Here is an 18,893-nt window from a genome sequence, read left to right on the forward strand (position 1 = left end):
TCCCCGTAGACTCGGACCCGTGACCGACGCGACCCCGACCCCCGCCAGCAACCACCTCCCCGAGCAGGTCTCGGAGCTCTTCGACCCCGTGCAGTGGCGGACGGTCGAGGGCTTCCAGGACCTGCAGGACCTCACCTACCACCGCGGTGTGGAGCGGGACGCGGACGGCGCGGTGCTCCGGGACCTGCCGTGGGTGCGGATCGCCTTCGACCGCCCGGAGGTGCGCAACGCCTTCCGGCCGGGCACCGTCGACGAGCTCTACCGCGCGCTCGACCACGCGCGGATGAGCTCGGACGTGGGCGCCGTGGTCCTCACCGGCAACGGGCCCTCCGCCAAGGACGGCGGCTGGGCGTTCTGCTCCGGCGGGGACCAGCGCATCCGCGGCCGCGACGGCTACCGCTATGCCGGGGGCGAGACCGCCGAGAGCATCGACCCGGCCCGCGCCGGGCGGCTGCACATCCTCGAGGTGCAGCGCCTGATCCGCACCATGCCCAAGGTGGTCATCGCCGCCGTCCCCGGGTGGGCCGCGGGCGGCGGGCACTCCCTGCACGTGGTCTGCGACCTCACGATCGCGTCCCGGGAGCACGGGCGGTTCAAGCAGACGGACGCCACCGTCGGCTCCTTCGACGCCGGCTACGGCTCCGCGCTGCTCGCCCGGCAGGTGGGGCAGAAGGCGGCCCGCGAGATCTTCTTCCTCGCCCGGGAGTACGACGCGCAGCGGATGCTCGAGATGGGCGCGGTCAACGAGGTCGTCCCGCACGCGGAGCTGGAGGACGCGGCGATCGCCGCCGCCCGGGACGTGGCGGCCCAGTCCCCGCAGGCGATCCGGATGCTGAAGTTCGCCTTCAACCTGCCCGACGACGGGATGGTCGGCCAGCAGGTCTTCGCCGGCGAGGCGACCCGCATGGCGTACATGACCGACGAGGCCGTCGAGGGCCGGGACGCGTTCCTGGGCAAGCGCGACCCGGACTGGTCCGGCTTCCCCTACTACTTCTAGGCCGGCTGCCGCCGGTGCACGACCCGTCCCCGGGTCGGGAGCCGACCGGCGGCGCGAGGAGGAGACCCGCGATGGCCGAACTGATCGTCCCCGGCGACGCCGTGGTCCTCGACGGGCCCGTGCCCGGCGACCCCCTGCGGCTGCTGTCCCCGCTGACCCGCGCGCTGGGCCGGGAGGGCCCCGCCGTCGTCGTGCGGACCTCCGGCTCCACTGGCCGGGCCAAGCGCACGGTCCTCACCCGGGACGCGCTCGCGGCGTCCTCGATGGCCACCGCGATGCGCACCGGCGGGGTGGGCCAGTGGCTGCTCGCGCTGCCCGTCCACTACGTGGCCGGGCTCCAGGTGCTCGTGCGCTCCCTCTACGCCGGGACGGACCCCGTGGTCCTCGACCCCGCGGCCCGCTTCACCCCCGAGGCCTTCGCGGCGGCGGCCGAGGAGCTGGAGGACCCCGTGCGCTTCACCTCGCTCGTGCCCACCCAGCTGCAGCGGATCCTGGAACCGGCGTCCGGGGTGCGCAACGGGGACGCGGTCTCCGCGCTGAAGAGCTTCTCCGCGGTCCTGCTCGGCGGCTCGGCCGCTCCCCCGCGGCTGCTGGCGGCCGCCCGGGCCGCCGACGTCCGGGTGGTCGTCACCTACGGGATGTCGGAGACGTGCGGGGGCTGCGTCTACGACGGCGTGCCCCTGGACGGCGTCTCCGTGCACGTGGGGACGGAGGGGGCCGAGGACGACGCCCCGCGACCCGGGGTCACCGGCGGGTCCGGGCCGGGCCGGATCTGGCTCGGCGGGGACGTCGTCGCCGCCGGCTACGCCGGGGACCCGGAGCAGACCGCACGGCACTTCCGGGAGGCCGCCGGGACCCGCTGGTACCGCACGGACGACCTCGGCGAGATCTCCGCCGACGGCGTGCTCACGGTGCACGGGCGGGTCGACGACGTGGTGAACACCGGCGGGGTCAAGGTCGCCGCGGGGCTCGTGAGCGCCGCGCTCACGGAGCACCCGGGGGTGCGCCAGGCCCTGGTGCTCGGCGTGCCCGACCCCGAGTGGGGGCAGGCGGTCGGGGCGGCGGTCGTCGCGGCCCCCGGCGCGGACCGCCGGCGGCTGCGCGCCGAGCTCGAGGAGTCGGTGCGCGCCCGGCACGGCGCCGCCGCGGTGCCCCGGCGCTGGGCCTGGCCGGACGAGCTGCCCCTGCTGCCCACCGGGAAGCCGGACCGCGCCGCCGTGGGCCGTCTGCTGGGCTGAGCCCCCGCCCGAGCCGGGTCCGGGGCCGGGCCGTGACACAATGGTTCGCGGCCACGGACCCCCACCGCGGCCCGCATCCCGCACCCCGCACCCGCGCGGGTCGTTCCCGACGGAGGTAGCCCGTGGCCACGCCAGCACAGTGGATCGAGGGGGCCCGGCTCCGGACGCTGCCGATGGCCCTCGCCCCCGTGGTGGCCGGCTCCGCCGCGGCCCAGGCCCTGCACTCGTTCGACCCCGTCCGCGCGCTGCTCGCGCTGCTGGTCGCCCTCCTCCTGCAGATCGGCGTGAACTACGCCAACGACTACTCCGACGGCATCCGGGGCACCGACGACGACCGTGTGGGCCCCCTGCGCCTCACCGGCTCCGGGGCCGCCGCGCCGGGGCAGGTGCGGGCGGCGGCGCTGCTGTGCTTCGGCCTCGCCGCGCTCGCCGGCGCGGCCCTGGTGGTGCTGAGCCGTCAGTGGTGGTTCATCCCCGTGGGCCTCTCTGCCGTGCTCGCCGCGTGGGGGTACACCGGCGGGCGCAGCCCGTACGGGTACCGCGGGCTCGGGGACGTGTTCGTGTTCGTGTACTTCGGGCTCGTGGCCGTGCTCGGCACCACGCTCACCCAGGCGGGCACCCTCAACCTCGAGGCCTTCGTCGCGGCCCTGTCCACCGGTCTGATCGCCACCGCCCTGCTGATGGCCAACAACATCCGGGACCTGCCCGGGGACCGGGAGGTCGGCAAGCGGACCCTGGCCGTGCGGCTGGGCGACCCGCTGGCGCGGGTGGTGTTCACCGCGGAGATCGCCGTGGCGTTCGCGCTCGTGCTGTTCCTGGTGCCCGACAACCCGTGGATGCTGCTCGTGCTGCTGCTCCTGCCCCTGGCGTGGGCGCCCGTGGCCACGGTGCTGCGGGTGCAGGACCGGCGCCAGCTCATCCCCGTGCTCCGGCAGTGCGGGGTGCTCAACGTGGGCTGGGCCGTGCTCTTCCTGCTGGCGGTGCTGCTGCGGCAGTGGTGGTGAGCACCCGGTGAGGAGGCGACGGCAGGCGGCTCAGACCTCGCGGCCGTCCTCGCGCAGCCGCCGGTCCACGTAGGCGTCCTCGACCTCCTGGTCCTCGAGCGCCACCCGGTTGCGGGGCTTCGGCGCCCGCGCGAACCACCGGTGGAACTCCTCCCCCGCGGCGCTGTGCAGGCGCGGGAAGAACAGGTAGGAGACCGCGAAGGAGATGACCACCGCGGCGACCCCGGACAGGACCAGCCCCACGCCCAGCCACATGCTGAGCAGGAAGGCCAGCACGAGCAGCGCGAACCGGAGCAGGGAGTACTTCAGGAAATTCACGCGCTCAGTCTAGCCGGAGCTCCTGACAGGTTCCCCGGGCCGGCGGAGCGGCGGACAGGGCCTCCGGAGCGCTGAGCTGGCGTCCAGGCAACTCCCCTACGATTGTCGGCATGGGCAGAGCCATCCTCATCATCGGCGCGGCCGCTTTGGCGGTGGGCGTGATCGTCTACTCCCTCATCGAGTGCGCCCGGACCGACAGCACCGACATGCGCGGTCTCCGCAAGGGAGGCTGGATCGCGGTGATCCTCCTCCTCCCCCTCCTCGGCGCCCTCCTGTGGCTGTTCCTCGGGCGGCCCAAGGGCACCGCGGAGTCCTCGCGTCCCGCGCGCGGCAGGGGGCCCGACGACGACCCCCAGTTCCTGCGCAACCTCGAGGAGCGCCGCCGGCAGCAGGAGAAGGCCGAGAAGCTCCGGCAGTGGGAGGAGGAGCTGCGACGCAACGGCGGACCGGGAGCGTCCGGCGGCACCGGGCCGGACGGGGCTCCCGGCGAGCGCCCCGACGACGGGCCCTCCGGCGGCTCGTCCGCCGGCCGCAGCGACGGACCGACGGACGGCTCCCCCGGCAGCCGGCCCCCGCGCGGCTGATCCGCCCGGCAGGACTGCCCGGCAGGACCGCACCGCGGGACCACCCGGCAGGGCCCCACGGCAGGACCGCTCAGAGCGGGACCACGCGCCGGAGCCGCCCCGCCGCGGACCCGACCGGGCCGGACGCCCCGGCCACGACCGCCCCGACCACGACGAACGGCCCGCACCTGCCGGTGCGGGCCGTTCCGGTGTCGTCGCCCGGCGGGGCGGCCGGGTCAGACCCCGGAGTAGGAGTGCAGGCCGGGGAAGACGGTGTTGACCACGGTGAAGTTGAAGATCACGCAGAGGTAGCCGACGATCGACAGCCAGGCCGACCGGTTGCCGGTCCAGCCCCGGGTGGCGCGGGCGTGCATGTAGGCGGCGTAGACCACCCAGATCACGAAGGTCCAGACCTCCTTGGTGTCCCAGCCCCAGTAGCGGCCCCAGGCCTGCTCCGCCCAGATGGCGCCGGCGGCGAGGGTGAAGGTCCAGAACGCGAACCCGACCGCGTTGAGCCGGAAGGACAGGTTCTCGAGCGCCTGGGAGGACGGGACCATCGCCAGGAACCCCGCGCCGGGCCGCTCGCCGGACAGGATGATCTGCTCCCGCCGGGCCTGCAGCAGCTGCAGGACGGCCATGGCGAACGTGATGGTGAAGATCCCGGAGGCGGCCACGGCGATGGACACGTGGATCACCAGCCACCAGGACTGCAGGGCGGGCTGCAGCGGTCCCACCGGGGTGGGGAAGCCGATGGTGGCCGCGCAGAGCATGATCACCACGAGCCCGGAGACCAGGGAGCCCACGAAGCGCAGGTCCCGGGCCAGCAGGGCCAGCAGGAACACGCCCGCGACGACCAGGGCGCCCGTGGTGCAGAACTCGTACATGTTGCCCCACGGCACCCGCCCGGCCGCGAAGGCCCGGCTGAGCACGGCGGCGGCGTGCACGGCGAAGCCCAGGACCATGACGGCCACGGCCACGCGGGCGGCGGGCCGGCGCTCGCCGGTGTAGCGCATCTCCTCGTCCGCCACGTGGCCGGACAGGGCGGAGCGCGCGCTCGTGCGGTAGCCGCGCCCGCGGTGGCCCGCGCCGTGGCCGGCCCGGGAGTCCGCGGGCTCGGCGGCGTCCCCCGAGGTCGCCGCGGAGGCTCCCGCGGCGGCGCCCACGAGCTCGCGCTCGCCGCTGCCCTCGGCCCCGCGCAGGGTCTTGGAGTGGGACGCCACGTCCCACGCGAAGGCCACGAAGGCGACCAGGTAGGTCATGGCCGCCAGGAGCATGAAGAGCTCGCTCCAGGCGCCCAGTGTCTCGTTGACGGTCATGCCGCCCATCCTCTCACTCGTGGTCCGGCCGGGCGTCCGGCACGGAGTCCGTCCGGCCGTCCGGCCGGCCGGCGGCGTGCCCGGTGCTCCCGGCCGTCGCCGCGGTCGCTGTTGCTGTCGCTGGTGCCGGCGTCGGCGTGGTCGCCGTCCCGGACGTGGTCGTGGTGGTGCTCGTGGTGTCGTTGTCCCGCACGCCGGCGTCCTGCCACTGCTCGGTCCAGAGCCGGTCCAGCCGCTCGGCCTCCGCGGCGAGCCGGGGGTCCTCGCCGCGGGCCAGCAGCCCGTACTCCAGCACCGTGCAGGGCCGTCCGTCCGCGTCGACGCCCTCCGCCGCGCGCACCCAGACGCGGCGGCGGGCGATGAACAGGGACATGAGCAGGCCGGCGAAGGCCGCGACGAAGGAGACGAAGGCGCCCGTCTTGCCGGGGTCGTAGTGGACGTCCAGACCCACGTAGCGCTTGACGTCCAGGAACTCCACGGTGCCCTTGCCGTCGGGCAGCTCGTGCACGGGGTTCGCGGCGTCGAGCGTGATGGCGCCGTTCTCATTGGTCATGGCGTTGAGCTCGGTGAGCGGCTCGACGTCGAGCACGTACACGTTCTGCGGTTCGCCGCTGTCCAGGCCGAGGTCCCCGTGGTACGCGGAGAGGATCAGCCGGGGGTTGGCGAGGCCGGGGTCCACGGAGCGGGGCATCTCGCCCTCGCCGCCCACGGCGGTGGGCAGCAGCAGCCCCACGAGGCCGAGCTGGTCGGGACGGGCGTCCGGGACCTTGAGCACGAGCGAGGACGTGTAGACGCCGTCGGAGGGGATGGTCACGACCGGCCCCTCGAAGGCGACGTCCCCGTTGCCGTCGGTCACCCGCACCACCGGGGCGTAGCCGTTGCCCACGAGGTAGCTCTTCACGCCGTTCACGTTGAGCGGCTGGTTCACCTTCAGGACCTCCTGCCGCGGCTCGGCGCCGGGCTCGTCCTGCACGGTGACCTCCGCGGTGAAGTCGAGCGGCGCCCCGTAGCTGCGCGGGTTCGTGGTGTCCCGGTTGAACACGGCCTCGAAGCTGTCCAGCCGCACCGAGAAGGGGTCGAGCCAGTCGGCGTCGTAGTTGGGGCCGGGGGTGAAGGAGTCGTAGCCGATGAGGGTGTTGACGAAGGACTCGCCCTCCACGACCACCCGCTGGCCCTTGTAGCCGAAGAGGGAGCCGACGGCCACGGACACCAGCACGCCCAGCAGGGCCAGGTGGAAGACGATGTTGCCGACCTCCTTCCACATGCCGCGCTCGGCGGCCACCGACGGGGCGGCCGTGCCGGCGTCCCGGACCGCCACCCGGTAGCCGCGCTTCTTCAGCAGCCGGGCGGCGTCGGCCACGACGTCGTCCGGGGCCGGCGCCCCGGCCCCGTCACGGCCGCCCAGGGCCAGGGAGCGGTGCTCCGGCAGCCGCTCGAGCCGGCGCGGGGTGCGCGGGGGCTCGGCCCGCCACGCCCGCCAGTGCTTGGCCGCGCGCGGCAGGACGCACCCCACGAGGGAGACGAACAGCAGGATGTAGATCGCGGAGAACCACGCCGACGAGAAGACGTCGAACAGCTGCACCCGGTCCAGCCACTCCCCCAGGACGGGGTTGTTGTCGATGTAGTCCTGGACCGCCGCCGGGTCCTGGATCCGCTGCGGGAAGATCGATCCCGGCACCGCGGCGACCGCCAGGAGCAGCAGCAGGAACAGGGCGGTGTTCATCTTGGTCAGCTGCGTCCAGGCCCACCGGGCCATGCCGAGGGGCCCCAGGGCGGGGAGCTCGACGTCCGGGGTGCGCTGTCCGGACGGGTCCGGGGACGCGGGGCCCGACGACGACGGGGGCGCTGCGGTGCTCATGGCGGCCTTTCTGCTGTCGGTGCGGGCTCGCGGGTCGGAGGTGCTCAGATCGGCATCACCCAGTCGGTGACGAGCTCGGCCTGCACCCAGGAGACGAACGCGGTCCACGCGCCCGTCATCATGAGCAGGCCGACGAGCACGAGCAGGCCGCCGCCGGCGCGCTGGATGCCGAGGCGGTGCCGGCGGAAGAAGCCCATGGCGCCCATGCCCCGGCGCAGGGCGAGGGCGAGCAGCAGGAACGGCACGCCCAGGCCCAGGCAGTAGGCGACCGTGAGGACGGCCGCCTTGCCGGTCGAGGCGCCGTCCACGTAGACGAGCGCCTGCACGGCCGCGAAGGTGGGGCCGATGCAGGGGGCCCAGCCGAGGCCGAAGGTCACGCCGAGCAGCGGGGCGCCCCAGAGCCCGGGCGGTGGGCGGTGCTCGATCTTGCGGTCCCGCTGGAAGAAGGACACCCCGCCGAGGAACACGACGCCCATGAGCACCACGAGCCCGCCGAGGAACACGGTGATCCAGTTCTGGCCCAGGAACCAGGCGTAGGCGCCCAGCTGGGCCAGCAGCACGGACATCAGCAGGAACACGGCGGAGAAGCCGAGGACGAACAGCGTGATCCCCGCGAGCACGCGGCCGCGCCGCTGCTCCTGCAGGTCCGCGCCGGTCAGGCCGGTGACGTAGCCGAGGTAGCCGGGCACGAGGGGCAGCACGCACGGGGAGGCGAAGGAGACGAGGCCGGCGAGCAGCGCCACGGGCAGCGCGACGAGGAGGGAGCCGTCGAGGACGATCTCGGCGAAGGGGTTGCCAGCCGTCATGCCGCTTCGGCCACCGTGTCCTCGAGGAGGGTCTCGAGCACGGAGCGGTCCGCGATGCCGAGGATGCGGGCGGCCACCCGCCCCTGGGCGTCGAGCACGAGCGTGGTCGGCACGGCCTGCGGCGGCACGTACGCGCTCAGCGCCATGAGCACGCCCCCGTCCTTGTCCGCGACGGAGGGGTACGGGATCTCGAAGGTGCGCTCGAACGCCTCGGCGGTGGCCCGTTCGTCGCGCAGGTTCACACCGTAGAAGGCGACCTGCCCCTCGAACCGCTCGGCGAGCTCGCGGAGGTCGGGGGCCTCCACGCGGCACGGGGCGCAGCCCGCGTACCAGAAGTTCAGCAGCGCGGGCCGCCCGCGCAGGTCCTCGGCGGCGAGGGGCGTGCCGTCGAACAGCGTGCCGGCGAACTGCACCGGCTCCCCGCGCTCGGCGGCCGGGTACTCGGAGACCGTGCCGTCCCCGGCGATGTAGCCCTTCTGGTCCCCCGAGTTCGCCTGCTGGGCGAGGGAGTCCTCCTCCGTGCACCCGGCGAGGGCGAGTCCGAGGACGCCGAGGCCCGCGAGCGAGAGCACGCGGCGGCGGGACGGACGGGGGGCGGGCGAGGGGCGGGAGGTCACGGACGGATCACCTGGTGCTCTGGACGGGACGGGGAGGTCGGCGGCGCCCGGCCATTATGAACCGGGAAGCTGGTTGACCCCTGGGTAGAGGTCGGCGGCGGGCTCGCTGTAGACGACCCGGGGCGGGCGCCCGGAGTCGAGGTCGTCGAAGACCAGCGAGGTGATGGAGGCGAGGTTGCACTGCCGCCGCCGCGGGTCGTGCGGCAGGGGGCGCCCCTCGGCGGAGAGCCGGGTGAGCCAGATCGGCAGCTGGTGGGACACGAGCACGGCCTCGGCGCCGTCCCCGCCGCGCTCCACGGCGGCGCGCCCGGCGTCCAGCACCGCCTCCGCCATGCGCGCGACCTGGTGCCGGTAGGGCTCGCCCCAGGAGGGCCGCAGCGGGTTGCGCAGGTGCGGCCAGTGCCGGGGCCTCAGCAGCTCGGGGAGGTCCACGTGCAGGCCCTCGAAGTGGTTGTGCGCCTCGATGATCCGCTCGTCCGGGTGCACCGGCAGGTGCAGCTCCCGGGCCACGGGCGCGGCCGTCTCCCGGGCGCGCTGCAGCGGCGAGGAGACGAGGTGGACGATGCGCGAGCCGGTGTTCACGCGGCGGGCGAGCTCCGCGGCGGCGGCCTCCGCCATCCGCGCACCGAGCTCGGTGAGGCCGTAGCTGGGCATCCTCCCGTAGACGATGCGGTCCGGGTTGAGGACCTGGCCGTGGCGCAGCAGGTGGACGGTCGAGGAGGGCATGCCCCCATGGTCCCAGACCGGGCGCACCGGCCCCAAAACGGGGGGCGGTTCAGCCGGCCAGGCGCTCGCGCAGCAGCCGGGCGAGGCGGCGCTCGTCGATCTGCCAGAAGTCGCGCGGGACGCCGTCCACGAGGACCACGGGGATCTCCTCGGCGTGCCGACGGGCCAGCTCGGGGTCGGTGTCGACGTCGACGTCCTCCCACTCCAGCCCCAGCGCGGAGGCGACCCGGTCCACGGACTCCCGGGCGGCCTCGCAGAGGTGGCACCCCGGGCGGGTGAGGAGGGTCACGGCGGGCGGCGGAGGAGGAGTCATGGAGCCCATGCTACGGGCCCGCCGCGCGGTGCGGACGGGCCCGGGAACGCACCGGGGGCCGCCGTCCTGGATCGGACGGCGGCCCCCGGTGGCGCTCAGCGCAGGGTCACTTCTTGTTGCGGCGCTGGTGACGGGTCTTGCGGAGCAGCTTGCGGTGCTTCTTCTTGGACATCCGCTTGCGGCGCTTCTTGATCACTGAACCCATAGGATCCCTCGCATCTTCATGTCTCGGTGGTGTGCCCCCGGGGACTCCGCGCGACAGGCGGGAACCAGGGGTGCCGGCCTGCGGACGGTGACGGCCGGGCAAACGTTCACTGACACCCTACCGTCTTGTGGGGAGATTGCTGTACTCGGTCTGGCCGCGGCCGGCTCAGGCGCTGCGGGACACCGGTGCGGGCCCGTCCCCGGGCTCCTCCTCGAAGGCGTCCGCGAGCTCGTGCGCGCCGGTGTCCGGCTGCGCCGCGGCGCCGGGCGGGTTGAGCTCGGCGGGCGCGTCCGGGGCCGGACCGGGGGTGCGCTGCTCCTGGTCCGGGTCCACGCCGGCCTCGCGGTACTGGTACTCGATGTGCTCCGCCACCAGCCGGGACGCCAGCCGGCGGTCACCGGCCGCCACGGCGGAGTAGATGGCGTGGTGCTCCGCGCGCAGCCGGTCCGCGGTGGTGCTCCACAGGGGCACGTGGCCCACCAGGGCCATCGTGTACTCGTAGATCGAGTCCCGCAGGGAGGACATCAGGGCGGAGACCACCGAGTTGCCGGCGGTCTTGCACAGGGCGATGTGGAAGCTCACCTCGAGGTGGTGGAACTCCTTGAGCGACAGGTCGTCCCGGGCCATCTGCTCGAGCAGCGCCCGCAGCTCGGCCATCGCCGGGTGCTCCGGGTCCGAGCGCTCCAGGGCCCACGTCTCGAGCAGCACCCGGGTCTGGACGATGTCCCGCAGGGGGTAGTCCGAGGTGGCCATGTGCAGCTGCAGCGCGGGCCCCGCGGACGCGGCGGGCTCCCGCACCAGCATGGGCAGGATCGACTTGCGCGGCCCGTCGAACAGCCGCACGATGCCCTGGGCCTCCAGGGTCTTGAGCGCCTCCCGCATGGTGTTGCGGGACACGCGGTGGATGGCCGCGAGGTCGCGGTCCGAGGGCAGTTGTTGGCCCAGCACGAGGTGGCCGTCGAACAGCTCGTTCTCCAGCCACTGCAGGACCTGCCGATGCGTTGCCATAGTCTCCAGGGTAGGACCACCGCGGCCCTCCGTGGGACGAACGCGGGTCCGGACGTGTCGGAAGTGCGGACGGGGAACCCCTGCCGGGCCCGGCGGACCGGACCCGGCACGGGTCAGATGAGGCCCTGCGCCATCATGGCGCCGGCGACCTTCATGAACCCGGCGATGTTCGCGCCGGCCACGTAGTTGCCGGGCATGCCGTAGTCCTCGGCGGTCTCGGCGCAGGTGTCGTGGATCGACTTCATGATCTGGCCGAGCCGCTCCTCCGTGTACTCGAAGGTCCACGAGTCGCGGGAGGCGTTCTGCTGCATCTCGAGCGCGGACGTGGCCACGCCCCCGGCGTTGGCCGCCTTGCCCGGGCCGAAGAGCACGTCCGCCTCCTGGAACAGGCGGGTGGCCTCGCCCGTGGTGGGCATGTTCGCGCCCTCCGCCACGGCGAGCACGCCGTGGCCGAGCAGCTTCTTGGCGTGGGAGCCGTCCAGCTCGTTCTGGGTGGCGCACGGCAGGGCCACGGTGCCGGGGACGTCCCAGACGGAGCCCTTGGCGATGAACCGGGCGCGTCCGCCGCGGCGCTCGGCGTACTCGGAGATCCGGCCGCGCTCCACCTCCTTGACCTCGCGGAGCAGGTCCAGCTCGATGCCGTCCGGGTCCACCACGTAGCCGCTGGAGTCCGAGGCGGTGACCACGGTGGCCCCGAGCTGCTGCGCCCGGTGGATCGCGAAGGTCGCCACGTTGCCCGAGCCGGAGACCAGCACGGTCTGACCGTCGAAGGACTGCCCGCGGGTCTGCAGCATCTCCTCGGCGAACATCACGGTGCCGAAGCCGGTGGCCTCGGTGCGCACCAGGGAACCGCCCCAGCTGAGGCCCTTGCCGGTGAGCACGCTGGACTCGTAGCGGTTGGTGATCCGCTTGTACTGGCCGAACAGGTAGCCGATCTCGCGTCCGCCCACCCCGATGTCACCGGCGGGGACGTCCGTGTACTCGCCGATGTGGCGGTAGAGCTCGGTCATGAAGGACTGGCAGAAGCGCATGATCTCGCCGTCGGAGCGCCCGCTCGGGTCGAAGTCCGACCCGCCCTTGCCCCCGCCGATCGGCATGCCCGTGAGGGCGTTCTTGAAGATCTGCTCGAAGCCCAGGAACTTCACGATGCCCAGGTACACGGAGGGGTGGAAGCGCAGCCCGCCCTTGTAGGGCCCGAGCGCGGAGTTGAACTCCACGCGGAAGCCGCGGTTGATGTGCACGCGGCCCTCGTCGTCGGTCCACGGCACGCGGAAGATGATCTGCCGCTCCGGCTCGCAGATCCGCTCGAGCACGGCGGCGTCGAGCAGCTCGGGGTGGCGTGCGACCACGGGGCCCAGGGAGTCGAAGACCTCGTCCACGGCCTGGTGGAACTCCACCTCTCCGGGGTTGCGGGCGAGTACGGCCTGGCGGATCGGGTACAGGTCCTCGTGCATGGTGCTCCTCGTTCGGATCGATTGGGCCCGGCCGGTCACCGCCGCGGGTTCCTGGTGCGGCGGCGCAGGCCGGAGAGGCTGGACAGGATGTCCACCGCACGAGCCCCCGCGCCCCTGCCCGGGCGCGCGGGGGTGCCGCCGACCGCCGGCGCCGGGCCGGTCTCGACCGCCGGCTCAGGGCTGGGGACGACGGCCGGCTCCGGAACGGCCACCGCCGCGGCGTCCAGCACGTCCGTCCCGGGCGTCGCCTCCGGAGCCGTCCCGGTCCCATCGGCCCCCGCGGTCACGACCACGTCGGGTCCGGCGACGCCGGCCCCGGCAGTGCCGCTGTCCGCGGCGTCCCCGGGGGCGCGCGTCGGGGCGGCCGGCTGGTGCGCCGCACCGCCCACGACCTCGTGGACCCAAGCGGTGACCTCGGCCAGCGGCTCCGGCTGCACGGCGTAGAGACGTCGTTGCCCCTGTGCCTCCATGGACACCATACCGGCCTCGCGCAGGATCTTCAGATGCTTCGAGACGGTCGGCTGGGAGACCCCCAGCTCTGCCACGAGGTCGCCCACGGGTCGTTCGCCGTCCTTGAGCGCGGCGAGGATCCCCCGCCGGGTCTTGTCGGCGATCACCGCGAACACGTCGTTGTTGCCCATCCGATCACTGTAAACGGGTTGCCGTGCGGCTCCCGGCACCGGCACGTCCGTGCCGCCCCCGTGGCTGCCCCCGCCGCTGCCGGAGCCCGCGGGCGGCGGGCTCAGTCGAACCACGGGTCCAGCCCCCACTGGGGGAAGACCTCCTTGCGGGTGGCCATGATCGTGCGGTCCGTCTCGTCGTTGGGGTCGAAGCCCACCTCCCAGGAGCGCCACCACAGGTCCACCTCGTCGCCCATGACCCGCGGCGCGTCGGCGCCGTAGCGCTCTTGCACGTAGTCGCGCCACGGCTGCGGCACCGCGGTGCCCACGTCGATCGGGTGGCCGGCGGCGACTCCCACCAGGTGCGTCCAGGAGCGGGGCACCACGTCGTAGCAGTTGTACCCGCCCCCGCCCGTGGCGATCCACCGGCCCTCGCACAGCTCGTGGGCCAGCCCTGCCAGGGCCACGGCGGTCTGCCGCTGCGCGTCGACGCTGACGCGCAGGTGGGTGAGCTCGTCGGCGAAGTGCGAGTCGCAGCCGTGCTGGCTCACGATCACCTCGGGCCGGAACTGGCGCAGCAGGGGCGGGACCACGGCGTCGAACGCGCGCAGCCACATGGAGTCGTCGGAGGCCGTGGGCATCGCCACGTTCACGGAGTGCCCCTCGGCCTCCCCGCGGCCGGTCTCGTTGGCGAAGCCCGTGCCCGGGAACAGCGTCAGGCCCGTCTCGTGCAGCGAGACGGTGAGCACGCGGGGGTCGTCGTAGAAGATCGACTGGGTGCCGTCGCCGTGGTGGCCGTCGACGTCCACGTAGGCCACGCGCCGGACACCCTGGTCCAGCAGGTGCTGGACCGCCACGGCGCAGTCGTTGTAGATGCAGAATCCGCTGGCCTTCTCGGCGTGGGCGTGGTGCATCCCGCCCCCGAAGTTCACGGCGTGCACCGCGTCCCCCGCGAGAACGGCCACGGCGCCCTGGTAGGTGCCGCCCACGAGACGGGCGCTCGCCTCGTGCACCCCCGGGTACCCGGGGGTGTCCTCGGTGCCGAGACCGCACTCGGGGACCTCCACGGTGGGGTCGGCGCTGACGGCCCGGACCGAGTCCACGTAGTGCTGCGGGTGGACGAGGTTGAGCACCTCGTCCGGGGCCACCTCGGGCGCCTCCACCGTGACGTTGTCCCGGCGGTCCAGGCCGAACTCCTGGACCAGCCGGTAGGTGGCCTCGAGCCGGGACGGGTGCATGGGGTGGTGGTCCCCGAAGTTGTACTCGAGCAGGGCGGGGTCCCAGAACAGTCGCGTGGGGTACGGGGCGCCGGGCCCGGACGTAGCAGGGGTCACACCGCCATTAGACCACTCGGGGCCGGGGCCCGCCGTCGCGGGCGTGGCGCCGGCGCCCTTTGTGTCACCCCGGCGCGGCTCAGTCGAGGTCGCTGAAGGCCTCGACCGCACGGGTGGGTCCCGTCACGAGGATCTGGTCGTTCTCGTAGAGGACCGTGCCGGGCTCGGTGGCCTCCCACCCCTGGCCCAGGCGGCGGACCGCGACGATCGAGACCCCGTGGGTGCGCCGGATGCTGAGGGTGTCCAGCGGCCGCTGCTGGACGGCCTCCGGGGCCGGGCAGCGGATGAGGGCGAACCCCTCGTCGATCGTCACGAAGTCGAGGACCCGGCCCTGGATCAGGTGGGCGGAGCGCACGCCCATGTCGTGCTCGGGGCTGATGACGTGGTGGACCCCGAGCTGCTCGAGGATCTCGGCGTGGGGCGTGGTGATGGCCTTCGCCCAGATCTCGGGGTGGGCGAACTTCAGCAGCCGGGAGGCGACCAGGATGCTGGCCTGGACGTCGGAGCCGATGCCGACCACCACCTTGTCGAACTCGTCGACGCCGAGCTGGCGCAGCACCTGTTCCTGGGTGGCGTCGGCGCGCACCACGGTGGTCAGCTGCCCGTTGAGCTCCTGGACGACGTCCTCGTCGACGTCGATGCCCAGCACCTCCGCGCCGTTGCGCATCAGCTCGAGGGCCAGGGCGGCGCCGAAGCGGCCCAGGCCGATCACGGCCACCGTGCCCGGTGGCCGGCGGCGGCCGGAGTGGTGGTACGGGGCGGTGCCGGGGCGGGAGGGGAACATGTGGGGACCTCCAAGAGGTGTCGGGGTGGGCCGCAGGGCCCCGTGGGGTGGTGTGCCGGGCGAGCGCGGTGGACTCAGCCGATCAGCGGGCGTTCCTTGGGCAGTTCGTACAGGGCCTTCCGGGGACGGGCCGCCATGGCGGTGGCCACGGTGATGGGCCCCAGCCGGCCCAGGAACATCAGGGCGATGAGCACGCCCTGGGCCGCCGGCGAGAGATCCGCGGTGATGCCCGTGGACAGGCCCACGGTGGCGAACGCGGAGATCGTCTCGAACAGGATCCGGTCCAGGCCGATGTCCTCGTGCAGCAGCATCAGCACCATCGTGGCGGTGGTCACCGCGCCCAGCGCCAGGACGACCACCGTGATCGCCTGGCGCTGCACCGACCGGGACAGGCGCTTGCCGAGGACGTGCACGGCCGTTCCCCCGGTGATCTCGGTCCAGGCGATGAAGCCGAGGACGGCGACGGTGGTGACCTTCAGCCCGCCGGCCGTCCCGGCGGGGCCGCCGCCGATGAGCATCAGGAGGTCCAGCCCCAGCCAGGACACCGGGTGCATCGCCGAGATGTCGATGCTGTTGAACCCGGCCGTGCGGGCGATGGTGGACTGGAAGAACCCGGCCAGCAGCTTCTCGTCGGCCCGCATCGGCCCGAGGGTGGCGGGGTTGGACCACTCCACCGCGCACAGGAACACCGTGCCGGCGCCGAGCAGGACCACGGTGGCGAACAGCACGATCCGGGTGTTCATGCTCCACCGCCGGGGCCGGCGCCACTCCCGGCGCAGCTGGTAGAGCACCGGGAACCCCAGCCCGCCCAGGACCACGGCGACGACGATCGGCAGGTTGACCCAGGGGTCGGCGGCGAAGTCCATCATCGACAGGGTGTACAGGGCGAAGCCGGCGTTGTTGAACGCCGAGACCGCGTGGAACACGCCGTGCCACACCGCCTGCCCCGGTCCGTACCCGTAGCCGGCGAAGAAGCGCAGGGCGAGCGCCGCGGCCACGACCGTCTCGATCAGCAGCGTGGTGGCGAGGATGCGCAGCAGCACCCGGCGCATGTCCCCGTAGCCGGGGTTCTTCGTCTCGGTCGAGCTCATGATCCGGGCCGTCAGGCCCAGCCGGCGGGCCAGGAGGATCCCGAGCACGGTGGCGAAGGACATCACCCCGAACCCGCCGATCTGGATCAGGGCCAGGATCACCGCCTGCCCGAACGGCGTCCAGTAGGTCGGCGTGTCCACCACGACCAGCCCGGTCACGCAGATCGCCGAGGTCGCGGTGAAGAACGCCTCCATGAACGACGCCCCGCCGGGGCCCGACCTCGCGATCGGGAGCATCAGCAGGACGGTGCCGACGGCCAGGGCGGTCGCGAACGCACCGATGATCAGCTGCGCCGTGCGCGCCGCGGTCACCTCCCGCGGATCGGTGCTCCGCCGTTGTCCCGGCCGGCGACCGTGGGGGGAGCGGATCCCGTGCCGTCGGGTGAGCCGACGGACCCGGGCGCGCAGCAGGGCCTCTTCCAGGGGCATGGGCGACAACCTACACCCGCGGCTGCCCGCCGCGGACGGGCTCGGGTGGAATACTGTCTCGGGTCGAGGCGAACGCCGCGGCCGCCGCCCCGCCCGGGCGGTCAGGACACCAGGAGGAGAGCCCGTGAGCCACCTGCAGCGCGCGCCCTGGGCCCGTCCGGAGGAGCGCGGCCGGTTCTGGCTGCTGACCTCGCTGCGCGACCTCGTGGACCGGATCGCGGCGGGCTCCCCCGCCCGTCTCGCCGTCATCTCCTTCGCCGCGGTCGTGTCCGTGTTCTCCTTCCTGCTGTGGCTGCCCGTGGCCTCGGCCCCCGGCGTCGTGACACCGGTCGAGGACGCCGTGTTCACGGCCACCTCCGCGGTCACCGTGACGGGCCTGACCACGGTGTCGACGGCGGCCAACTGGTCGTTCTTCGGCCAGTTCGTGATCCTGGTCGCGATGCAGATCGGCGGTCTGGGCACCCTCACCATGACCTCGATCCTGGCCCTGGCCATCGGTCGCAAGCTCGGCCTGAAGTCCCGGCTGATCACCCAGGAGGCCCTGAACATCGGGCGCCTGGGCGAGGTGGGCTCGCTCCTGCAGATCATCGTGCTGATGTCCGTGACGATCGAGGCGATCCTGGCCACGGTGCTGACGATCGGCTTCCTGGTGGTCGGGGAGCCGTTCCTCACGGCGCTCTGGCACGGGGTGTTCTACGCGGTCTCCGCGTTCAACAACGGGGGGTTCACCCCGCACTCGGACGGCCTCGTCCCGTACACGGACGCGGTGCTGATCCTCCTGCCGATCGCCCTGGGCGTCCTCCTGGGCTCCCTCGGCTTCCCCGTGGTCCTCGTGCTGCGGCAGACCGGGCTGCGCTTCTCGCGGTGGAACCTCAACACGAAGCTGGTGATCGTGACCACCACGATCCTGCTGTTCGTGGGGTGGGCCCTGTTCCTGGCCTTCGAGTGGTCCAATCCGGACACCCTGCGGGACCGGCCCGTGCACGAGAAGATCTTCGAGGGCTTCTTCCACTCCGTCATGGTCCGGTCCGGGGGCTTCAACCTCGTGGACATGAACAGCCTGGAGCCGGTGACCCTGCTGATGACCGACGCGCTGATGTTCGCGGGCGGCGGCCCGGCCTCCGTGGCCGGCGGCATCAAGGTCACCACCCTCGCCGTGGTCTTCCTGGCGATCCTGGCCGAGGCCCGGGGCGACCGGTCCGTGATCGCGTTCTACCGGACCATCCCCGAGGACGCCCTCCGCATCGCGATCTCGGTGATCATGATGGGGGCGACCGTCGTCCTGGTGGGCTGCGGGATCCTCGTGGAGATCTCCGAGGAGCCGCTGGACCGGGTCCTGTTCGAGGTGATCTCCGCGTACGCGACGTGCGGTCTCAGCGTGGGGCTCTCCGGCGAGCTGCCCCCCGCCGGCAAGTACGTCCTGGCCCTGATCATGCTCATCGGGCGCATCGGCACGACCACCGTGGCCGCCGCCCTGGCGCTGCGCTCACGCCGGCGCCTCTACCGGTACCCCGAGGAAAGGCCCATCATTGGCTGACCGTTCGTCCCACAGCGTCCCCGTCCTGGTGATCGGCCTCGGCCGCTTCGGCACCGCCACCGCGCTCCAGCTCGCCCGCCAGGGCCGGGAGGTCCTGGGCGTGGAGCGGGACGCCCAGCTGGTCCAGAAGCTCTCCGGGCAGCTCACCCACGTGGTCGAGGCCGAGGCCACGGACATCGACGCCCTGCGCCAGCTGGGGGCGGCCGAGTTCGACTCCGCCGTGGTGGGCGTCGGCACGTCCATCGAGTCGAGCGTGCTCATCACGGCGAACCTCGTGGACCTCGGCGTGAGCCGGATCTGGGCGAAGGCCATCACGCCCTCGCACGGCAAGATCCTCTCCCGCATCGGGGCGCACCACGTGATCTTCCCCGAGGCGGACGCCGGGCGGCGCACCGCGCACCTGGTCTCGGGCCGGCTGCTGGACTACATCGAGTTCGACGACGACTTCGCGATCGTCAAGATGTATCCGCCGCGGGAGGTGCAGGGCTTCACGCTGGGCGACTCCAACGTCCGCTCCAAGTACGGCGTGACCGTGGTGGGCGTGAAGTCCCCGGGCGAGGACTTCACGTACGCCCGCCCCGACACCAAGGTCACCTCCCGCGACCTGCTGATCGTCTCGGGGCACGTGGACCTGCTCGAGCGCTTCGCGGCCCGCCCCTGACCCGGGGACCTCCC

At 73.2% G+C, this 18,893-nt stretch carries 20 protein-coding genes; 6 read left to right on the forward strand and 14 right to left on the reverse strand.

Going from position 1 to position 18,893, the window contains the following annotated elements; genetic code table 11:
* Positions 1-19: 19 nt before the first annotated feature.
* The 3 genes from RF640_RS04355 (at position 20) to RF640_RS04365 (ending at position 3,239) form a co-directional block, all read left to right on the forward strand.
* Positions 20-997 carry a 1,4-dihydroxy-2-naphthoyl-CoA synthase gene (locus RF640_RS04355; RefSeq protein WP_017832472.1) on the forward strand — a complete coding sequence of 326 codons (978 nt, stop codon included), beginning with the start codon at positions 20-22 and terminating at the stop codon, positions 995-997.
* A 71-nt stretch (positions 998-1,068) separates the two neighbouring features.
* Positions 1,069-2,235 carry an AMP-binding protein gene (locus RF640_RS04360; protein ID WP_368826733.1) on the forward strand — a complete coding sequence of 389 codons (1,167 nt, stop codon included), beginning with the start codon at positions 1,069-1,071 and terminating at the stop codon, positions 2,233-2,235.
* A 122-nt stretch (positions 2,236-2,357) separates the two neighbouring features.
* On the forward strand, positions 2,358-3,239 hold the full coding sequence (locus tag RF640_RS04365; RefSeq protein WP_017832474.1) for a 1,4-dihydroxy-2-naphthoate polyprenyltransferase: 882 nt from the start codon (positions 2,358-2,360) through the stop codon (positions 3,237-3,239).
* A 30-nt stretch (positions 3,240-3,269) separates the two neighbouring features.
* Here RF640_RS04365 and RF640_RS04370 read toward each other — a convergent pair whose 3' ends face one another.
* Complete coding sequence (locus tag RF640_RS04370) at positions 3,270-3,557, reverse strand: DUF4229 domain-containing protein (protein WP_017832475.1); 288 nt, start codon at positions 3,555-3,557, stop codon at positions 3,270-3,272.
* A 110-nt stretch (positions 3,558-3,667) separates the two neighbouring features.
* Between RF640_RS04370 and RF640_RS04375 the strand changes: the two genes are divergently transcribed.
* On the forward strand, positions 3,668-4,141 hold the full coding sequence (locus RF640_RS04375) for a PLDc N-terminal domain-containing protein (protein WP_017832476.1): 474 nt from the start codon (positions 3,668-3,670) through the stop codon (positions 4,139-4,141).
* Positions 4,142-4,356: 215 nt separating this feature from the next.
* Here the strand turns inward: RF640_RS04375 and ccsB are convergent, their stop codons facing one another.
* From ccsB to RF640_RS04440, 13 genes are all read right to left on the reverse strand, one after another.
* Positions 4,357-5,436, reverse strand: a complete 1,080-nt coding sequence (gene ccsB, locus RF640_RS04380; RefSeq protein WP_035925013.1) for a c-type cytochrome biogenesis protein CcsB — start codon at positions 5,434-5,436, stop codon at positions 4,357-4,359.
* A 13-nt stretch (positions 5,437-5,449) separates the two neighbouring features.
* On the reverse strand, positions 5,450-7,294 hold the full coding sequence (locus RF640_RS04385) for a cytochrome c biogenesis protein ResB (protein WP_368826736.1): 1,845 nt from the start codon (positions 7,292-7,294) through the stop codon (positions 5,450-5,452).
* 44 nt (positions 7,295-7,338) lie between these two features.
* Positions 7,339-8,100 (reverse strand): cytochrome c biogenesis CcdA family protein, encoded by a 762-nt coding sequence (locus RF640_RS04390; protein ID WP_368826738.1) that lies wholly within the window; start codon positions 8,098-8,100, stop codon positions 7,339-7,341.
* Positions 8,097-8,717, reverse strand: a complete 621-nt coding sequence (locus tag RF640_RS04395; protein WP_229588615.1) for a TlpA disulfide reductase family protein — start codon at positions 8,715-8,717, stop codon at positions 8,097-8,099. The genes RF640_RS04390 and RF640_RS04395 overlap by 4 nt, the downstream gene beginning before the upstream one ends.
* A 54-nt stretch (positions 8,718-8,771) precedes the next feature.
* Positions 8,772-9,443: a histidine phosphatase family protein gene (locus RF640_RS04400; protein WP_095651134.1), complete on the reverse strand. Its 672-nt coding sequence runs from the start codon at positions 9,441-9,443 to the stop codon at positions 8,772-8,774.
* A gap of 49 nt (positions 9,444-9,492) precedes the next feature.
* Positions 9,493-9,756, reverse strand: a complete 264-nt coding sequence (locus RF640_RS04405) for a glutaredoxin family protein (RefSeq protein ID WP_031282502.1) — start codon at positions 9,754-9,756, stop codon at positions 9,493-9,495.
* 106 nt (positions 9,757-9,862) lie between these two features.
* Complete coding sequence (locus RF640_RS04410; RefSeq protein WP_005504750.1) at positions 9,863-9,961, reverse strand: AURKAIP1/COX24 domain-containing protein; 99 nt, start codon at positions 9,959-9,961, stop codon at positions 9,863-9,865.
* 165 nt (positions 9,962-10,126) lie between these two features.
* Complete coding sequence (locus tag RF640_RS04415; RefSeq protein WP_017832484.1) at positions 10,127-10,969, reverse strand: FadR/GntR family transcriptional regulator; 843 nt, start codon at positions 10,967-10,969, stop codon at positions 10,127-10,129.
* Between the two features lie 113 nt (positions 10,970-11,082).
* Positions 11,083-12,423, reverse strand: coding sequence for an NADP-specific glutamate dehydrogenase (gene gdhA, locus RF640_RS04420; protein WP_017832485.1), 1,341 nt, complete (start codon positions 12,421-12,423; stop codon positions 11,083-11,085).
* Positions 12,424-12,458: 35 nt separating this feature from the next.
* Positions 12,459-13,064, reverse strand: coding sequence for a helix-turn-helix transcriptional regulator (locus RF640_RS04425; protein WP_017832486.1), 606 nt, complete (start codon positions 13,062-13,064; stop codon positions 12,459-12,461).
* Between the two features lie 101 nt (positions 13,065-13,165).
* Complete coding sequence (locus tag RF640_RS04430) at positions 13,166-14,377, reverse strand: acetoin utilization protein AcuC (protein WP_035925024.1); 1,212 nt, start codon at positions 14,375-14,377, stop codon at positions 13,166-13,168.
* Between the two features lie 79 nt (positions 14,378-14,456).
* Entirely contained in the window at positions 14,457-15,161 is a 705-nt protein-coding gene (locus tag RF640_RS04435) for a TrkA family potassium uptake protein (protein WP_017832488.1), read from the reverse strand.
* 74 nt (positions 15,162-15,235) lie between these two features.
* Positions 15,236-16,681 carry a TrkH family potassium uptake protein gene (locus tag RF640_RS04440; protein ID WP_368826742.1) on the reverse strand — a complete coding sequence of 482 codons (1,446 nt, stop codon included), beginning with the start codon at positions 16,679-16,681 and terminating at the stop codon, positions 15,236-15,238.
* Between the two features lie 133 nt (positions 16,682-16,814).
* Between RF640_RS04440 and RF640_RS04445 the strand changes: the two genes are divergently transcribed.
* Both RF640_RS04445 and RF640_RS04450 read left to right on the forward strand, forming a co-directional pair.
* Entirely contained in the window at positions 16,815-18,218 is a 1,404-nt protein-coding gene (locus RF640_RS04445; protein ID WP_035925144.1) for a TrkH family potassium uptake protein, read from the forward strand.
* Positions 18,211-18,879 carry a TrkA family potassium uptake protein gene (locus RF640_RS04450; protein WP_017832491.1) on the forward strand — a complete coding sequence of 223 codons (669 nt, stop codon included), beginning with the start codon at positions 18,211-18,213 and terminating at the stop codon, positions 18,877-18,879. Before RF640_RS04445 ends, RF640_RS04450 begins: the two co-directional genes overlap by 8 nt.
* Positions 18,880-18,893 lie beyond the last annotated feature (14 nt).

Source organism: Kocuria sp. CPCC 205231 (genome assembly GCF_040980965.1).
Classification (GTDB): Bacteria; Actinomycetota; Actinomycetes; order Actinomycetales; family Micrococcaceae; genus Kocuria; species Kocuria rosea.